At 55.4% G+C, this 19337-nt stretch carries 12 protein-coding genes and 1 pseudogene; 6 read left to right on the top strand and 7 right to left on the bottom strand.

Annotation, left to right across the window (positions count from 1 at the left end):
- Nucleotides 1–83 precede the first annotated feature (83 nt).
- Entirely contained in the window at nt 84–1811 is a 1728-nt protein-coding gene (locus RMR16_RS06380; RefSeq protein WP_320201629.1) for an ABC transporter ATP-binding protein, read from the top strand.
- Between the two features lie 6 nt (nt 1812–1817).
- Here the strand turns inward: RMR16_RS06380 and RMR16_RS06375 are convergent, their stop codons facing one another.
- Nucleotides 1818–2051 (bottom strand): hypothetical protein, encoded by a 234-nt coding sequence (locus RMR16_RS06375; protein WP_320201630.1) that lies wholly within the window; start codon nt 2049–2051, stop codon nt 1818–1820.
- Nucleotides 2052–2253: 202 nt separating this feature from the next.
- Here RMR16_RS06375 and RMR16_RS06370 point away from each other — a divergent pair, with 202 nt between their 5' ends.
- Nucleotides 2254–3513 carry a glycerate kinase type-2 family protein gene (locus RMR16_RS06370; protein WP_320201631.1) on the top strand — a complete coding sequence of 420 codons (1260 nt, stop codon included), beginning with the start codon at nt 2254–2256 and terminating at the stop codon, nt 3511–3513.
- Nucleotides 3514–4176: 663 nt separating this feature from the next.
- A complete protein-coding gene (locus RMR16_RS06365) occupies nt 4177–5271 on the top strand; it encodes a porin (protein ID WP_320201632.1) in 1095 nt (364 codons plus the stop codon).
- Nucleotides 5272–6022: 751 nt separating this feature from the next.
- Here RMR16_RS06365 and RMR16_RS06360 read toward each other — a convergent pair.
- The 3 genes from RMR16_RS06360 to RMR16_RS06350 all read right to left on the bottom strand — a co-directional run bounded on the left by RMR16_RS06360 (nt 6023) and on the right by RMR16_RS06350 (nt 11458).
- Nucleotides 6023–7912, bottom strand: a complete 1890-nt coding sequence (locus RMR16_RS06360; protein WP_432354490.1) for an HWE histidine kinase domain-containing protein — start codon at nt 7910–7912, stop codon at nt 6023–6025.
- Between the two features lie 102 nt (nt 7913–8014).
- Nucleotides 8015–10294, bottom strand: a complete 2280-nt coding sequence (locus RMR16_RS06355) for an FdhF/YdeP family oxidoreductase (RefSeq protein ID WP_320201634.1) — start codon at nt 10292–10294, stop codon at nt 8015–8017.
- 87 nt (nt 10295–10381) lie between these two features.
- Nucleotides 10382–11458, bottom strand: a complete 1077-nt coding sequence (locus RMR16_RS06350; protein ID WP_320201635.1) for a catalase family protein — start codon at nt 11456–11458, stop codon at nt 10382–10384.
- A 415-nt stretch (nt 11459–11873) separates the two neighbouring features.
- Here RMR16_RS06350 and RMR16_RS06345 point away from each other — a divergent pair, with 415 nt between their 5' ends.
- From RMR16_RS06345 to ligD, 3 genes are all read left to right on the top strand, one after another.
- Nucleotides 11874–13298, top strand: coding sequence for a sensor histidine kinase (locus RMR16_RS06345; protein ID WP_320201636.1), 1425 nt, complete (start codon nt 11874–11876; stop codon nt 13296–13298).
- Complete coding sequence (locus tag RMR16_RS06340) at nt 13298–13666, top strand: response regulator (RefSeq protein ID WP_320201637.1); 369 nt, start codon at nt 13298–13300, stop codon at nt 13664–13666. The genes RMR16_RS06345 and RMR16_RS06340 overlap by 1 nt, the downstream gene beginning before the upstream one ends.
- A gap of 131 nt (nt 13667–13797) precedes the next feature.
- Nucleotides 13798–16476 (top strand): DNA ligase D, encoded by a 2679-nt coding sequence (gene ligD / locus RMR16_RS06335; RefSeq protein WP_320201638.1) that lies wholly within the window; start codon nt 13798–13800, stop codon nt 16474–16476.
- Nucleotides 16477–16482: 6 nt separating this feature from the next.
- On the opposite strand, the gene RMR16_RS06330 is transcribed toward ligD, so the two are convergent.
- From RMR16_RS06330 to RMR16_RS06320, 3 genes and pseudogenes are all read right to left on the bottom strand, one after another.
- Nucleotides 16483–17295: a Ku protein gene (locus RMR16_RS06330; RefSeq protein WP_320201639.1), complete on the bottom strand. Its 813-nt coding sequence runs from the start codon at nt 17293–17295 to the stop codon at nt 16483–16485.
- A gap of 12 nt (nt 17296–17307) precedes the next feature.
- Nucleotides 17308–18200: pseudogene (locus RMR16_RS06325) on the bottom strand (Ku protein).
- A gap of 203 nt (nt 18201–18403) precedes the next feature.
- Nucleotides 18404–19333: an NADP-dependent oxidoreductase gene (locus RMR16_RS06320; RefSeq protein WP_320201640.1), complete on the bottom strand. Its 930-nt coding sequence runs from the start codon at nt 19331–19333 to the stop codon at nt 18404–18406.
- Nucleotides 19334–19337: the final 4 nt, after the last annotated feature.

Below are 19337 nucleotides of genomic sequence, written 5' to 3'. Positions count from 1 at the left end.
GCCTTGGCGTGGTTACACAAATATGAGAGTTGGAGACGAATTTTACAAACTTGGCGGCGAACCACGCCGTTTGGACGCATCACATGCTTCGTCGTTTCTTTTCGTACTATCGCCCTTACAAGGGTCTTTTCATTCTGGACTTCTCCTGCGCCGTGATTTCCGGCTTGCTGGAACTTGGCTTTCCAATGGCCGTGAAGGCCTTTGTTGATGTGCTGATGCCCGCCGGTGATTGGCCGGTCATCGTGATGGCATCCATTGGTCTTCTCGTCATTTATGTGTTGAACACCGGCCTGATGGCGACCGTCACCTACTGGGGACACATGCTGGGCATCAACATCGAAACCGATATGCGACGCCGGGCCTTCGATCATTTGCAGAAGCTTTCCTTTCGGTTCTTCGACAATCAGAAAACCGGGCATCTGGTGGGACGACTGACCAAGGACCTTGAGGAAATCGGCGAAGTGGCACACCACGGCCCCGAAGACCTGTTCATCGCGATCATGACCTTCATCGGTGCGTTTCTTTTGATGTTGACGGTCAATGTGCCGCTGGCGCTGATAACAGCTGCGATCGTGCCGATCACCGCATGGGTGACCAGCCGTTACGGCACCCGCATGACCAACAATTTCCGTGCGCTGTATGGCCGCATCGGGGCGTTTAATGCCCGCATTGAAGAGAATGTCGGCGGTATGCGTGTGGTTCAGGCTTTCGCCAATGAGGACCATGAGCGGGCGCTGTTTGAAAAGGACAACCAGCGTTATCGCCGCACGAAGCTCGACGCTTACAAGATCATGGCTGCCAGCACATCGCTGAGCTATATGAGTATGCGCCTGACACAGATGATTATCATGATCTGCGGTGCATGGTTCGTGCTGACGGGCGATTTGACCAATGGCGGGTTCATCGGTTTTCTGCTGCTGGTCAACGTCTTCTTCCGCCCGGTCGAGAAGATCAACTCGGTGATCGAAACCTACCCCAAGGGCATTGCCGGTTTTCGTCGCTTTACGGAACTGATCGACACCGATCCCGATATTGCCGATGCGCCGGACGCTATCGAGGCGTCATCCCTTCGCGGTGAGATTTCGTATAGTGATGTGAGCTTCGGTTATAGCGATGGCAAGCAGGTGCTGAGCAATATCAACCTGACGATCAGGGCAGGGGAAACGGTTGCTTTCGTTGGCCCGTCCGGTGCGGGCAAAACCACGCTGTGCTCGCTATTGCCCCGTTTTTATGAAGTGACCGGCGGCTCTATCAGCATCGATGGTATCGACATTCGCAAGATGACGCTTGCGTCGTTGCGCGGCCAGATCGGCATTGTGCAGCAGGATGTGTTCCTGTTCGGCGGCACCATTCGTGAAAACATCGAATATGGCCGCCTTGGTGCAGACGATGCAGATATATGGGATGCCGCACGGCGCGCACGTCTGGATGGTGTCATTCAGGATATGCCTGACGGTATGGACACGGTGATTGGAGAACGGGGCGTCAAGCTTTCCGGTGGCCAAAAGCAACGTCTGGCGATTGCGCGCATGTTCCTCAAAAATCCGCCAATTCTCATTCTGGACGAGGCGACTTCGGCGCTGGATACGGAGACCGAACGGGCCATTCAGCAATCTCTCGGTGAACTGGCCAAGGGCCGCACGACGCTGGTTATCGCGCACCGTTTGGCGACGATCCGCGATGCCGACCGCATCGTGGTGGTGGATGAAAGCGGCATTGTCGAAACCGGTAATCATCAGGAGCTTCTCAACTCCAAAGGACCGTATAGCCGTCTGTATGAAGCGCAGTTCGGCGCACAATTGCTGGTGTAACGGACCTCAAGGCTTTACCTGCGTTTCGAGGCCGGGGTTTGGCTCCGGCTTGCCGGGATGCGCGTTGACGAGATAACTGACGGCCACAAAACTTGCCGCCACGATCAGCGCGCCAATGACGATGAACGTCAGCATCCACGGCTTGGATCTGCGGCGCGACCAGACGAACCTGCGTCCACGTAGCCGATTCTTGTTTTTGTCGTGATGATATTCCGGCCCGAGATTGTCGGTGTTGGACATGGTGTTCCTCGCTTGAGACTGTTCACTCTCGTTGAGGTGCGAACGCGCAGGTGAGTGCAGAAGTTCAATTGCAGAGAAGGTTGAAGGACTTGCTCTGGTGAATGGTGCGCGCCATGGTGGGACGGGCGTGTTTCGATTCCCTGGCGGAAACGACACGAGTCAGAAGCGCGTTGCGCGCACATTGCATGACGGGAGAGCCGAATTGATGTCCAATCCACGCGCGTTTCTGGAGCAGTTGTTTCACGCGGCGGTGAGGGCGGCTGATCCTTATGAGGCTATCCTGCACCATCTGCCGCAGCCACCGAAAGGCCGCACGGTCGTGATCGGCGCTGGCAAGGCGGCAAGCCAGATGGCGCAAGCTTTCGAGCGCGCCTGGCCACACCCGTTCGAGGGGCTGGTGGTGACGAGGCACGGGCCAATTGCCGCGTGTGAGCGCACGAAAGTTCTGCAATCTGCTCACCCCGTACCGGACGAGGCAGGGCTTATTGCGGCTCAAGCGCTGATGGATCATCTCACGGGTCTGACAGCAGACGATCTGGTGATTGCGCTGATTTCCGGCGGCGGCTCGGCCCTGTTGCCCGCGCCACCGGACGGTTTTGGACTGGCTGATGAAATCGCACTCAATGAAGCGCTGTTGGCCTCTGGCGCGCCGATTTCCGCCATGAACGTGGTGCGCAAACATTTCTCCCGCATCAAGGGTGGCAGGCTGGCCGCACTGGCGCATCCGGCGCGGGTGATCAGTCTCGTGGTGTCCGATGTGCCGGGGGATAACCCCGCCTTCGTCGCCTCCGGCCCGACTGTGCCAGATGAAAGCGATGCCGAAGAAGCATTGCGCGTCATCCGGGATTATCGCATCGATCTTCCCGACCGGATGATCGAAAGCATCAAAAACGCCGCCGCACCCAGACCGGGTGACACCGTATTTGCAGGCAACGAGGTACACGTTATTGCCTCGGCCCGCGTATCGCTGGAGGCTGCAAAAGCGCTGGCTCAACACAACGGCGTCCACCCGTTGATCCTCTCCGACAGCATAGAAGGCGAAGCCAGAGATGTTGGCCGTATGCACGCGGCTATTGCTCGGCAGTTTGCCGGAAACAGCGATTTCACAAAGCCGATGGTCCTTCTTTCTGGCGGCGAAACCACCGTAACGATCAGCGGCGGCCGTTACGGCAAGGGCGGGCGAAATACCGAACTGTTGCTCTCGGCAGCGCTGGACCTGCAAGGCGTTTCAGGCATCACAGCTCTTTCAGCAGATACGGATGGCATCGACGGTTCCGAGGACAATGCAGGCGCATTCTGCGACGCCGAAACTGTAACCCGCATCCGAGCCAACGGCGGTGACGCCCGCGCTTTTCTTGCTGGCCACGATGCCTGGTCAGCCTTCTCCTCAGCGGGTGATTTATTCGTGCCGGGGCCAACGGGAACGAACGTCAATGATTTCCGGGCGTTTTTGTTAGAGTGAACCGATTGCGCCACCCTCATGCGGAGGTGGCGCGCAGCGCCCTCGAAGCATCCTGCCACGCACTCTGCCTGCGCGTCCCGCAACCCTCGTCCTTTGAGGCCCCTGCGGGCACCTCTCCTTCGACAAGCTCAGGATGAGGCATGCTACCCTTGCACACTTAGGCCACACCCTCCGCCCGTCACCGTCCCACTCCTTGCCACACCCTCCACCCTCACGCTGAGGTGGCGCGCAGCGCCCTCGAAGCATCCGGCCACGCACTCTGCCTGCATGCCCCGAACCCCTCGTCCTTCGAGCCCCCTGCGCGGCACCTCTCCTTCGACAAGCTCAGGATGATGGATGAGGGATGATGCCGTAGCATTTCCTATCCGCCTGCGTCGCTCTCGTTGCTATCTCATCCCTCAAAATCTTGTCTTTCGTGTTGGGTACGCTTCACCGTTCCCCGCGATTCTTGATTGCTTCTAAAGTTGCTAATTGAGGGAAGAATAACCTATGTTGCCTATCAGCAACATATTTTCATTTTAAGACTATAAATCCGTTTAACTATGATTGTGGAGCGTTGCCATAGTAAGCATCTCTCTGCCATTTAATACTCATTAGAACATTATTTGCATATTATTACATATTAATGTTTTAATACTCTAATTAACTTGACTGGAGATTGATATGAATATTAAGAGCCTTTTGATCGGCTCTGCTGCGGCTCTCGCAGCAGTATCCGGCGCCCAAGCTGCCGACGCTATCGTCGCTGCTGAGCCAGAGCCCCTCGAATACGTTCGCGTTTGCGACGCTTTCGGCACTGGCTTCTTCTACATCCCAGGCACCGAAACCTGCCTGAAGTTCAGCGGTTACATTCGTTTCCAGACTAACTTCAATCGTAACCGCTCTGGCACGTCTGACTGGGATTCCTTCACGCGCGCTCAGTTCAACGTCGACACACGCACAGACACCGAACTCGGCGCTCTGCGTGGTTTCATCGGCCTTCGTGGTGACGCGGACACCGGTTCTGCTGCTGCTGTTGCAGGCACTGCAAACAGCGGTTCTACCGTATTCGTAGACCAGGCGTTCATCGAGCTTGCTGGCCTCAGGGTTGGTACTGCAATCACTTGGTGGGATGACGATCTTACCGGTGAAACCGATGTTCTTGCCTCGAACACGGTTCGCCTCAATACTATCCGTTACACCTATGATGCTGGCTCTTTTTATGCCGGTGTTGCTGTAGAAGAGCTTGAAACTGCTCGCTCGGGTACGTCTAATATCGGCGTCGTAAAGGGCGGCTCATTCGAAGGCGCGAACAATGTTGGCGTAGCCGGCATCATTGGCGGCAAGTTCGATGCGGTAAGCGCCAACGTAATTGGTAGCTACGACACCGATCAGGAAAACGGCGCGATCCGCGGTATTCTGTATGCTGACATCGGACCTGGTACACTGGGTCTGTCTGCTGTTTGGGCTTCCGGCGCAAACTCTTACTACGAAGAATCCGAATGGACTGTTGCAGCTCAATACGCCATCAAGGCGACCGACAAGCTGACGATCACTCCAGGTGCGCAGTATTTCGGCAAGGTTGATATTGCGACTGATGGCGACTTCACGGGTGACCGCGATGCATGGCGTGCTGGTGCAACGGTTGACTACAAAATCACGTCTGGCCTCGCCGCGAAGGTTGCACTCAATTACCAGGACGTTGACGGCACTGAAGGTGTTGATAGCGGTGCTGGCGACCAGTGGCTCGGTTTCGTTCGCTTGCAGCGCGCGTTCTAATCTTCTGAAACTCTACAATTAATAGAAAGCCCAACTTCACGGTTGGGCTTTTTTTGCAAGTAAAACGAGATGTATAAAAAAGTTCGCGTCACTTTGATTTTTCGAAAGACTTTTTGAAACTGTTTATGTAACGATCATTTCGGGTTAAATCGCTTGATCCACCGGGATTTCCCGTAAGCGTTTGACTCCAGTCAAGTTCTCTGACCTCCTCGGGTCAGGGTGTAAATCTCCTCGGTCCCTGCCGAGGAGATTTTAATTTTTACACCCTTTGATAGTAGTGAATTGTAACACTCCTTATTGTCTCGTTTAGGTGATTTGAAGCAGACCGCCGAAGAGTGGGTTCGCATCGCGGATCTTTGGTCGTGCAAGTGGCGACGGTCGGATCACCGATCCTTTGACAAAGCGGACTCCGATTTTCAGTCGGATGCTCAAATGAAAATGGCCCACATTGCGTTGGCCATTGGCGTGGGAGTAAAGGGAGTAATCAGGAGCACCCATTTGTGCTTCCCATTGGGCCCCACTCCATACGGCGCCTGAAGGAGAGGGGCTCCGGACTAAAATTCCCTTTGAATAATATCCCGCAAGAGTCCGTTGTTTCCGCGACACCCGGACAACGCTGTTGATCTGCTAAATTTGGCATTTGCATCGATTTCAACTGCCGATCATTTGTTTTTCTAGATCGCAACGACCGTTTATGCGGACAATCTGTCGATGATCATCTTCCAGTAGCGGTCTCAAGCGTAGCGCGAGGTCATGCGCTTTGGTCGTCGATGATTGAGTGCGGAACAAATGTGCATTCGAGACCTGTTGGCGCAAAGACCAAAACCATTCCCCCGCTGAAGTCCGAGGCAAACAGCCGAGATATGACTCGAGAGCCAAAGCCTCTGCGGGTTGGTTCAACGACTGTCGGGCCTTCGCGCTCTTGCCATGTAAAACTACCAAGCGGTTGTTTTGGCGTGGTCGTGTTCGATGACCAGCATATTGTCACGCGGCCGTTGTCGTTTGATAGAGCCCCATATTTCGTCGCATTGGTTGCAAGCTCATGAACCGCCATCGCAAGCGACAGGGTCTGTTTGGCAGACAAGGTTATGTTCGGCCCGTCCAGCTCGAACCGTTTTGCGTATTCGCGATAGGGTGCAAGAGCCTTGGTGATAACATCAACGATCTTGCCTTCTTCCTGGGACGTGTCGAGGAGCAGATCATGCGCTTGCCCCAGAGCCTGTAGCCTGCCATTGAACATGTCGCGCTGTTCAGCGATTGCGTCACCACGCAACGTTTGCGAGGCTATGGCCTGCACCATTGCGAAGGTGTTTTTGATCCGGTGCTGCAACTCACCTGCCAGCAGACGCTGACGCGCCTCGCTGTCTTTTCTGTGGGTGATGTCTCTGACAGTCCCAATGAACTTTATGCCTTCGGCCACCCTGGTTGCCGCTGCACGGGCATGTACCCAATGTTCGGGTTGTTCGGCAGTCGCGATGATCCGGTATTCGACATCAAGAATGGCGTCACCGTCAGGATCAAGAGCACGCGTCACGGATTCCCGCAGCGCTGTTCGGTCTTCTTCATGAACCCGTGCAGAAAAATCAGTATAGGAGGGGTTGGAAGTATCTTTTGTGCCAAGGATCTGGGCTGCGCGCGCATCTTCCTTGATGTTCACGAATGAGCCATCACACAGAGTGGACTCCCAAACTCCCATCCGGGCCGCGTCTAGGGCCACCATCAGTTGGCGCTCTTTCTCCAACAAAGCAAACTCAGCCCGTTTGACATCCGTGATGTCACTGCCTTCCACGAAGATGCCCGTGACGTTTCCGTTTTGGTCAAACACTGGCTGGTAGACGAAATTGACATAGGCGGTTTCTTTCTCGCCGCCTTTTGTTCGCTCTACTTCAATCTGTTGGCCCTGGACTGCTTGCGCTTTGCCGGTTTCATAAACGCTGTCCAGAAGTTCGTAAAAGCCTTGTCCAGCAATTTCCGGAAGAGCTTCGCGCACGGGAAGGCCGATGACATTGCGGTAGCCGACCAGGCCGAGATACGCATCGTTGGTCAGTTCGAATACATGGTTTGGCCCTTCGAACACGCACATATAGCTCGGGGCATGCTGGAGAAGTCGGCGAAGAGCGTCGGCCTCTTTTGCGGATGCGTCCTGCGCATCCTTGTAGAGTTTAGCAGCCGTATCCCTTGCGATTTTCGTTTCGGTGATATCCGTGGAAATGGAGAGCAGATGGCTGATGGTGCCAGTTTTGTCACGCACGGGCATGACCCGCACATCCCAAAATTTTGGGTTTCCCTTGGCGGTGTCGGCGGCGCCGAAAAACTGCGCGACAATCCCGGCTTTGGCGGATGCGATCGCTGCCTTTGCCGCATTATTCCCTTCGCCCTGCCAAAAATCAGGCCAAGGGCAACCTTTAATGGCAGTGAAGTCATCAACTTCCATCACACGCTTGCCGCCATCACTCATAAATTGGAGGCTGCCATCCAGTCCGATGATCTTTATACAGTCGGCACTACCGGAGAGGAGAGCTGCAAGAAGGTCATCATTGCTGACAAGCGAAGGATGCGCAGCGTCAAGCTCAGCATTCATGAGAGATGCTGCTGACTGATCAGAGCCATTGGGAGAGGAGGCGAGGTCATGACTGAGCATTTGTTTTTCCAGCGAAGGTATTTTAGAAACTAACAGATAAGAGCCATCTTGTCGCACGCTTGATGCGTTCCGAGTGCTGGAAAACAAAACGAGGGAAATATATCACGACACTTCAATCCGAACCGGTATTGCTTTTGATGCAGGTGTTTTTGATAGCTCATCATGGTGATCGATGGCGTTCAACACGTTTGCTTCCGGATAATATGCGCCGATGGTGCCTATCGGCAGGTTATGAGCGGTAACGACCAGCCCACCCAGTTCACGACGCACGCCGTCCCCAAAGTCGCTGACCAGTGTGACCATCTGGCCCGGTCTCAAGCCCGCCTTCGCGATATCGTGTTCTGACATTAAAACGACATCCCGCGTGCCTTCGATCCCACGAAAGCGGTCGCTATAGCCGTATATCGTCGTGTTGAACTGATCGTTCGACCGCAGCGTCATGAGCCTGTAGCGGCCGTCTGCGTCGTTAAAAGCCAGTGCGTTGAGCTGTTTGGGTGCCGTGAAAACTGCTTTTTTCTCTTCCGTATTCCAGACACGATCATGAGCATCGTTGCCACGATAAAAGCCACCCGGCTGGAACATGCGGGAATTGTAGTCCTTGAAATCCTTGGGGTATGTCAGCTCGATCAACTGGCGCACCAGACTATAATCGCCGGTCCATTCATCCCATTTCAGCCTTGGATGAGGATCGAGTGCTGCCTTGGCGATGCCGGTGACGATGGCCAATTCGCTTCTTAAATATTTTGACGCAGGACCGTGTTTTCCAACCGATCCCGAGATGTGTGAAAAACTGTCCTCGACAGAGACTGCCTGATTACCCGTGGCCTGGTCATCGCGTTCTGCACGCGAGAGGCAGGGCAGGATGTAGGCCTGTTTGCCGGGAAAAAGATGGCTGCGATTGAGCTTGGTCGAGACCATGACGGTCAATTCCTGAGTTGCCCATGCACGTTCCATCTCTTTTTGCTCTGGAACAGCTCGAACGAGATTTCCGCCAAGCGAAATAAAGGCCTTGATCTTGCCCGCAATCAGACCCTTCACCGCATCAACGATGGTGGTGCCATCCTTGGTCGGAGGATCGAAATCGAACAATTGCTTGAGCTTGTCCATGGGGATCAGCTTCGTTTTTTCGGCAATGCCGACCGTGCGCTGACCCTGCACGTTGGAGTGGCCGCGCACCGGACAGCATCCGGCACCTGCGCGCCCGATATTGCCGCGCAAAAGCAGGAGATTGACCAACATAGCGACATTCAGCGCGCCTTGCGAATGCTGCGTCAACCCCATACCGTGAACGCCGATGACCCTTTCAGCACCGATATAAATCTCACCAGCACGGCGAAGTGCCAGTTCGGTCAGGCCGCTCTCCCGTTCAATGTCGTCCCAGGATGTTTGCCTGACGCTGGCGATGAACGTTTCAAATCCGGTCGTGTGCTCCGCAATGAAGTCTGTATCGATGACGCGGCTGTTTCCCTTGGCAATCGCGTCGTCATCGGCCTCCACCACCACTTTGCAGAGACCCATCATGGCAGCGATGTCGCCGCCTGCTTTTACCTGAAGGTATTCATCTGAAATCTGCGTTTCATGGCCCGTCAGCATATCGATCGGGCTCTGCGGGTTGACGAAGGAGACCAGCCCTTGCTCGACAACGGGGTTGAACGTGACGATCCGTGCACCGCGCTTTTTTGCTTGCTGTAGGGGATGCAGAAATCGCGGGCTGTTTGATCCGGGGTTCTGCCCGAAAAAGAAAAATGCGTCCGCTTTTTCAAGGTCTTCCCAGATGATGGTGCCGACAGGCGAGCCAATGACCTTGTTGAGCCCGACAGACGTTGTCTCGTGGCACATGTTGGAACTCTGAGGCAAATTGTTGGTGCCGTAGACCCGTGCCAGCAGCGCGTAAAGATACGAGGCTTCCAGCCCGGCATGGCCGGATGAATAGAACACAACGTCATCGCGCGGCAGCTCTTTGAGGGTCTCGCCGATCTGTCCGAAAGCCTCGTCCCATGGGACCTCGACATATCGATCTCTCTCAGCATCGTAGCGCATGGGATGCGTGAGCCGCCCGGTCTGCTCGAGATCATAATCTTTCCAGTCCCGAAGCTCCGACACTGTATGATTATCCCAAAAACTGGGCTTGCAGCGCGCGCTTGTTAAATCCGAGAGGGTTGCCTTGGCACCATTCTCGCAGAACTCGAACGGATGGTAATTGACGGGTTTCGGCCATGCGCAGGAGACGCATTGAAAACCGCCCGGCTTGTTCTGGCTGGCAAGGGTTTTAAGGATGGCTGGCGAGGGCAGGGTGCCACCAAACATGTGCACAATCGACTTCACCGACCCCCAACCACCGGCAGGGCCTTCTGATTCTGGATTGGGGATGTGGTCTGCCATGATTGATCTCACGATCTGAGTTGTCGGGAACCGAAAATATCCCGTCGCTGCCACGATCAGCAACGACGGGACGGGATGCTTGCCAACCTATTGCTGCGGCTCGTGAATAGGACAGCCGTTGAAACGCTCCCGGAATTTTGCGGAATGTTCGTAAGGTGCCTTGCGCGCGCGGTTGATGTTTCCAAGCGGCTGATGCGCCGCCAGTCCTGTCCAGACGCTGAAGCGCATTTCCTCGTCCACACGTTTTACCTGTTCGTCACTCCAGCTATCTTGCGGAGCAGCGGTAATCGTTGCGACGGTGATGAAGGGTGCTTCGGTTTGATCCCACTCAACGGTCGGATCTTCGATGGGTTGAGCCTCGATGTCACGACAGAGCTGAACCTGAAACTCCCATTCGCCTGAGATCGTCTTCATCTCTGCCTGAACTTTCTCGCGGATGGCATCGTCGCTGACGCTGGTATCGATCTCTCTGCCAGCCAGCTCAGTCAGATATGGCGAGACGGGCTTGAGACTAAACTTGGCGACATAATCGCCGTATCTGAATGGTGTGACGCTGAAATAGGTTTCTCCCAGCGGATCCACGTTTGGAGCGCCACCCATGGATTGCACGGTCGAGCTGGATAGACCAACGGCCTCAATCGCGCTGTTGACCGCCTGAAGCACGCTCGACATGACCTTTTTTGTGCCTTCCATCTTGTTAGTCGTCTTGGCCAGCATTTTCAAACTGCCAAGAAATTTATCAGCCGTTTTCGCCTGGAATATTGGCCCGTTGACCATGACGAAATCCTGGCTGCGACCTGCCGCGTCGGGAAGGCGTTCTCCATCAACGCCCACGACCTTGATCGCCAGACCACGGGGCAAGGAAATCGCGTCAGGCAATATATCGCCAGCGTTGGTCGACATGCGCATAAAGACGGTATAGCTGCCGGGACGGGCGAAAAGGCCTTGGGCGAGTTCGGGTGGGAGGCCGTCTTTAACGTGAAGCTTGCCCTGAAGAATGCCGTGCGCTTTGGCATGGACCGACCTTACCGCATGACCATAATCGCCAGCGGTCTTTTGCAGGATCGTATCGAAGGTGTCGTTGAGACCCTGGATTGTTTCCTGTTCATCGGGTTTGATATCTTCAAGATCGGGAGAAAAACGGACGGGTTGCGAGATGGGCATGTGAGGCTCCTCTGAATACTCAGAAAACGCCTGCGAGTTTGAGTTTGTTCCGGAGGTGCAGAACCGCATCCACAATGAGCTTTCGCGAACCGCGGAGAAGCAGTATCCCGGCATCGGGTGGCCCCTCCAGAAACGTGCCTGGAATGTGGATCGGTTCGCGATCGCAATTTGCGAGATCAACTTGGCATCTGTCGTATTTTCCAGCCATAATCGGGTGGCGAACGTTGACCTCCGAAATAAGTTCCATATCGGTTTTGTGGCGTGGAACCTTTCTCTGGCCGTTAAGTTAAGCTGGGCTAAGGACTGATAAAATCGGCATTCCCTAAATCTGCCATGTCTCGGGACGTGTAGATCTGGTTTGGTCATATGCCTGTTGCCGTCCTGGTTTCGATTCAACTTTGGAGTTGCCACTGCATTGACCGTCACCCAGCGTCCGACTGACTTTGCTGCCATCCTTCGCGGAATGCCGCAACCCTATCTCATCTTAAGGGCCGATTTGACGATCGTGGGTGCAAGCGAGAGCTATCTTCGCCTGACCGAGCGCACGCTCGACGACATTGTTGGCCGTCATATTCTGGAAGCGTTTCCCGAAAATCCGGATGCGGTGGGTACGGTGGAGCAAGGTCCGCTCGAAGTCTCGCTCAGGCACGTCCTCTCGACGGGCAAGCCGCACGAGATGGCGGTGATCCAATACGATATCCCTCAGCCGGGAGGTGGTTTCGCACAGAGGTTCTGGACGCCCGTTCACACTCCGGTTGCAGGCGGCGATGGTGTTATCGAGTACATCATTCAAAATCCGATGGATGTGACGGAAAGCGTGGTGAAGTCGCGCGAAGCCGACGCGCGGCTTCGTGTTGCCCACCATGCCGCTGACCTTGCATCCTGGGAGTATGAACCCGAGACGGATATCTGGCGGAGAAGTCATTCCGTCGATGAGCTGTTCGGGTTTGAACCCGGTACGGGTGGACCGGTTGCGGCACCCTATTTTGACCGTATGCATCCGGACGATCTCGTAGCGGTAAACAGTATCGTCCAAAGTGCAATCGGAAGTCCTGACCTGACTGTCTTGAACTTCGACTATCGCATTGTGCTGCCCTCGGGCGATATTCGCTACGTTGCGTCGCGGGGAGAGGTTTTGAGAACGTCGAGCGGTGCAGTGCGGATGATTGGTGTGCTGATGGACATTACCGCCGATCGGGCTCGCGAAGCGGAACTTTCCAATGCAGTCAAAACACAAGAGGAACTGTTGCAGCAGAAGGATGTCCTGCTCGCAGAGGTCAATCACCGTGTCAAAAACAGCCTCCAGCTTGTCGTCAGCACATTGCGTTTACAGGCCCGCAGGCTTGAAAATCCCGATGCGGTCGACGCTTTCGAGCAGGCAATCGCACGGGTGAGGGCGATTATCTCGGTTCACGAAAGACTGTACCGAACGGAAAATTCCCTCTCGGTGGACATGGCCGATCACCTTACGAAGCTCTGTCTCGATCTGACCAACGCTCCTGGAAGTCGCGCGGTCACGACAGCTATTGACGAGATTGGACTGACAACGGAACGCGCCATTCCAGTCTCTGTGATCGTCAATGAACTTCTGGCTAATCGCATACGGCGCTCAAAGACTGATGACACAGATATTCGTTTGTCACTTCGGGAACGTGCCTCTGGCTCACTTGAGCTGACAATTTCAGACGACAACAGTGCGGGATTTGGCAAGCCCTCGCAGAGCGATCTTTCCGCCAAACTGGTCGCAAGCATGGCAGCGCAGCTTGATGGGGAATTTCGGGAAGAGCTTGACGAGCAAGGCTTCCGAGCGTCCGTGATCTTCCCAAGGGAGCGCACCTGATGCCCCTGCGCGTAATGATCGTGGAAGACGAAATGCTGTTGGCACTTGATCTCGAGGACATGCTTGTCGATGCGGGATACACGGTTGTGGGGCAAGCGTCCGATATGCCCCAAGCCATTGCTCTTGCAGAAACTGTAGGCGGCAGCGTTGATGTCGCCATCATGGATGTCAATCTGGCTCGTGGAACGAACGGCATTGAAACCGCCGGAGCCCTTCGCCAGCGCTGGAACATCCCGTCACTGTTTGTCAGCGGCAATCTCGATGAGCGTACCCGTGCTGCGGCGCAAGAGTGGCAACCCATTGGTTTCGTCGGTAAACCCTATTCCGAGCGTGAAGTGCTGTCCTCTCTGATGCAAATCGCGACGTGACGTAGAAATACCAGACTTTCGGCACTTGGATGCTTACGGACGTTTTTCTGTTTTATGTATCGTAACGTCCGAAGATGCCGGGGGCGCGGCGTGAAGCCAGTGGCATTGCGCAATAAGGGAGTTGAATGCCCATGGCCGACAATCTTTCCACATACAAATCCAAACGTGATTTCAAGAAGACCGGTGAGCCAAGCGGCAACGCTGAAGTTAAAGCATCGAACCGCCGCCGCTTCGTCATCCAGAAACATGACGCAACCCGTCTGCATTATGATCTGCGGCTCGAACTCGATGGGGTCTTCAAATCCTGGGCCGTGACGAGGGGGCCGTCTCTTGATCCGAACGACAAGCGGCTTGCCGTCGAGGTCGAGGACCATCCGCTGGACTACGGCGACTTCGAGGGCACCATACCCAAGGGCCAGTACGGCGGTGGCACAGTGATGCTGTGGGACCGGGGATATTGGGAGCCTGAAGGTTCCAAGTCGCCGGAAGAGGCGCTTGCGAAGGGTGATTTCAAGTTCACGCTGGAAGGCGAACGGCTGCATGGGAGCTTTGTTCTGGTTCGTATGCGTAATGACCGCGATGGCGGTAAGCGAACCAACTGGCTGCTGATCAAACATCGCGATGATTTTGCGGTCAGTGACAACGGCGCAGCAATCCTCGATGACAAAAACACCTCCGTTGCCTCTGGCCGCAAGATGGAAGCCATTGCCGCGGGCAGGGGCAGGAAGCCGAAGCCGTTCATGACCGATGGTGGCGCGGTCGAGGCGGACGCAGTTTGGAACAGCAACGAAGGTCTGGCTGCCGAGGAGCGCAAAATCGGAACGAAAACCGCCGTGAAGGTAAAGGCAAAGCAACCGACCAAAAAGCAGGCCAAACCCTCAAGCACCAAATCGGCGATGCCGGACTTTATCCCGCCGCAGCTCTGCGAAAGCCTGACGCGGCCACCTTCTACGATGGGCTGGATTCACGAGATCAAATTTGACGGCTATCGCATCCAGATGCGCGTCCTGAGTGGAAAGGTGACACTCAAGACCCGAAAGGGGTTGGACTGGACGTCCAAATGGCCAGCCATCGCCGAGGCCGCGTCGTCGCTACCGGATTGCATCATCGATGGTGAGATATGCGCGCTTGATGAGCGGGGTGCGCCGGACTTTGCCGCACTACAGGCAGCGCTGTCTGAAGGGACCACCGACGATCTCGTCTATTTCGCCTTCGATCTCCTTTTCGTTGGTGATGAAGACTTGAGAAAGCTGGCGCTGACGGACCGTAAGGTTCGTCTGGAAAGCGTGCTGTCAGACGCTGGAGAAGATCCTCTCTTGAGGTTTGTCGAGCATTTCGAGACGGGTGGTGACGCCGTCCTGAAGTCAGCGTGTCGCCTATCTCTGGAGGGTATTGTCTCCAAGGAGGCAGATGCACCGTATGTTTCTGGTCGCACCAAAACATGGGCGAAATCCAAATGCCGGGCTGGCCATGAAGTGGTGATTGGTGCCTACGCCAAGACCAACGGCAAATTCCGGTCTCTGCTCGTCGGGGTCTTCAGTGGCAATCACTTTGTCTATGTCGGGCGCGTGGGAACAGGTTATAGCGCCCAGACGGTCGAGAAACTGCTGCCAAGGCTTCAAGAGATGGAAAACTCCAAATCTCCGTTCACCGGGATCGGGGCGCCGAAGATGTCGGATGACATTGTCTGGCTGAAGCCTGAACTCGTGGCTGAGATCGAGTTTGCCGGATGGACCGCTGACGGACAAGTTCGACAGGGCGCGTTCAAGGGGCTGCGGGAAGACAAGCCTGCTGCCGAGGTCGAAGCCGAACAACCCGCGTCGCCGTCGAAGGCAGATGTTCCCGATCCCGAAACGGACAAGCCATCTGCCAAGCGCTATCGAAAAGGCGCAAAGGAAGAGGTCATGGGAGTGATGATCTCTAGTCCTGAAAAGCCGCTCTGGCCGGATGCCGGTGATGGGAAGCCTGTCACAAAAGTGGACCTCGCCCTTTATCATGAGGCAGTCGGTTCCTGGTTGATCGACCATATCAAAGGTCGTCCGTGTTCGATCCTTCGGACCCCTGATGGCATTGGTGGCGAGCAATTTTTCCAGCGCCACGCCATGTCCGGAACGTCGAACCTTCTGGAACTTGTGACGGTTTCCGGCGACAAGAAGCCATACCTCCAGATTGACCGCATCGAAGGCCTAGCTGCCATCGCCCAGATCGGCGGGATCGAGTTACACCCCTGGAATTGCCAACCGGACCAGCCAGAAATACCAGGTCGTCTGGTGTTCGACCTTGATCCCGGCCCGGACGTTGAATGGCCCGCCGTCGTCGATGCGGCCCGCGAAATCCGTGATCGTCTGGAGGAACTGGGCCTTGTCAGTTTCTGTAAGACCACGGGCGGTAAGGGCCTGCACGTTGTGACGCCGCTCTCAATCCCGAAAGGCAAAAAACTGAGCTGGGACGAGGCCAAAGCCTTCGCACATGATGTGTGTGAAGACATGGCCCGCGACAATCCGGAACTCTATCTGATCAAGATGGCGAAGAACCAGCGGGAAGGGCGGATCTTTCTCGACTATTTGCGCAACGACCGGATGGCAACGGCAGTGGCACCGTTGTCGCCGCGAGCACGTCCGGGTGCAACGGTATCGATGCCGCTGAACTGGACGCAGGTAAAAGCCGATCTCGATCCAACGCGCTTCACCGTCAGAACCGTGCCTGGTCTTCTGAAAAAGAGTACGGCTTGGCAGGATTATGGTGATGGCCGAAGACCGCTGGAGCAAGCCATCAAGCGACTGAACAAAGCCAGAAACACTCCAGCCTGATCTGGCTCACTTGCCTTTGCGCGTTTCCTTCGCAACCGATTTTTTCAATGCATCCATGATGTTGATGACGTTGCTTGAAGCAGGTGATGAAGCCGGCGCCGCTGTCTTGCTCTTGGCTGGCTTTTTCTGCGCCTTCTTCTTGGTCTTGATAATATCGAGCAAGCGGTCCTGGACAGGATCGACCACCATGGTGGCATCCCACGGACGGGTCTGCTTTTTGATCAGCGTCTGGATGAGGGACATCAGATCGCTGTCCGGTTTCTCGTCGCCAATGTTGTCAAAATAACTGTGTTCGTCGCGGACCTCGTCACCGAAGCGCAACGTCCACAAGATGATGCCCTTGCCGCGCGGCTCCAGCATGACGGCGCGTTCTCGCCGCGAGATCACAAGCCTCGAGATGCCGACCATATCCTGCGATGCCATGGCATCGCGGATCACGGAAAAGGCCTCCTGAGCGACTTTCTCGTTGGGTGAAAGATAGTAGGGCGTGTCGAGCCATATCCATTCGATGGTATCGCGTTTTGTAAATGTGGAGATGTCGATGGTCCGGGTGCTGTCGAGCGCGACAGTCTCGAGCTCGTCGTCTTCGAGAATGATGTAGTCGTCCTCACCCCGCTGGTAGCCCTTGACCTCGTTCTCTTCCTTCACATCCTTGCCCGTGACGGAATCGACATAATGGCTGACGACGCGGTTGTTCGTTGCACGGTTCAGCGTGTGAAACCTCACCTTTTCACTCTCTGATGTGGCAGGCATCATCTGAACCGCGCAATTGACGAGAGAGAGCTTCAGGTAACCCTTCCAGTAGGGACGAACAGCCATGTTGGTTTCCTCTTAGCTGGCGCGGCGTGTTTGAGCGGCAGGTTTTGCCTTTGCGGCTGCCTTTTTGGCTTTTGAACCTCTGGCACTCTTTTCAGCATTGGCTGTACCTTTCCTGGGTTTTGTTTTCTGGGTGTCGAGACCCGCACTGTCGCCAGGGCCTGACGCAGATCGATCACCTTGCCTGTGGAGCGTTCTTTCTTCTTTGGCAGGGATCGTCCTTCGATCTTGGCCTTGACGAGCTCAGCCACCGCATCCTCGTAACGATCATCGAAACTGCTGGCATCGAAGCTACCCTTTTTCTTGGCGATGATCAGCTCTGCGATCTCAAGCAATTCGGGATCGCTTTTCATATCCGGGAGGTCGTCGAATGCCTCCTGTGAGGATCGAACTTCGTAGTCGAAGTTGAGGGTCGAAGCGATCAGACCGTCGCCATGTGGCCGGATGAGGACGGTGCGCAGGCGGCGGAAAAGCACTGTGCGCGCGATGGCGGCGACCTTTGCCTGTTTCATGCCGTCGCGAAGCAGCACATACGCCTCGGTGCCCATCTTGTCGGGCGTCAGATAATAGGGCTTGTCGAAATAGACCGTGTCGATTTCCGAACAGGGGATGAAGGATTCGATCTTCAGGGTCTTGTCTGTCTCGGGGATTGCGGCGGACACTTCTTCCGGTTCAAGAACAACATAGTGTCCTTCATCGGTCTCGTAACCTTTCACCTGATCGTCACGCTCGACGGGATCGCCCGTCTCGCCGTCAATGAATTCGCGCCGGACGCGATTGCCAGTCACCCGGTTCAGGGTGTTGAATGCGATCCGCTCCGACGACGAGGCCGCAGTGTAAAGCGCCACCGCACAGGACACCTCGCCGAACTTGATGAAGCCTTTCCAGTTCGCTCTCGGGGAAACCATGATCCGCACACTCCTGACACAACTGACGTCGTTCAACAGAAACGGCCAACAAATCGTTCCCTGCTGGAACGAATCGTTTTCAACGACGTGTCTGCCATTGAGTTCGCGAATGCAGAGAATGGATTACGGGCCTGTATTGAGGCAGTCACACAAGGAGCCCTCTCGAGCACGCTTTGCGCCGTGCTCACGGTGTTTCAGCGTCACTAATCGTTCACGTGCAGTACAATTTTACCGCGGGTATGACCGCTTTCGGAAAGATCCAATGCCTGCTTGATGCTGGCAAGAGGAAGCACTGTCGCAACATTGGGCTTCAGTTTTCCTGCTTCGGCGAGTTCGCGGATCGACACAAGCTGCCTCGCATTGGGCTTGCAATACACCCGTGCAACGCCAACGCCATACCTGCTTGCTTCATCCTGGGGGAAAGCCACTGCGGTCACCAGAAAGCCACCCTTTTTGAGAGTCAAAAACGCCTGATCAAAGGTGTCGCCGCCGACCGTGTCGAACACAACATCCATGTCATGGGCCAGGTCTTCGAAACGCTGTTTTTTGTAGTCGATGAAATCGTCAGCACCCAGACTTCTTACGTAGTCCTCGTTAGGCGTGGAGCCCATGGCTGTAACATGCGCACCCATCGCCTTGGCAATCTGGATCGCAAGCGACCCAACGCCGCCGGAGCTGTTCGTGATCAACAGACGCTGACCGCTGGAGAGGTTGGCAAGGTCGAACATCGCTTGCCATGCGGTCAAGGCTCCAAGCGGTATTGCGGCCGCCTGTCTGAAGTCCAGGTTGGCCGGCTTGGGAGCCAGGTCTCCAGCCTTGGCGACTGCGTACTCGGCAAAACCTCCAGACGGTATGATGCCGTATATCGCATCTGCGACATTGAACTCGCTGACACCATCGCCGAGGTCTTCGATGGTCCCCGCGATCTCGCCGCCCAAGTGAATGGGCAATGACATGCCAAGGCGCTGACCGAGACCATTGCGAATTTTCCAGTCTACCGGGTTGATCCCCGCCGCATGTATTTTGACCAGCACCTCGCCAGCCTGCGGTTGCGGACGATCGACATCGGTGTATTCGACCACATCGTTATTGCCGTATGCTTTGATCACAACAGCTTTCATTTTCTTGCCCATGACT

The sequence above is a fragment of the Agrobacterium sp. rho-13.3 genome (assembly GCF_033957765.2).
GTDB lineage: Bacteria > Pseudomonadota > Alphaproteobacteria > Rhizobiales > Rhizobiaceae > Agrobacterium.
The sequence above is the reverse complement of the archived record's forward strand: the minus strand, read 5'-3'. Positions and strand labels throughout refer to the sequence as shown.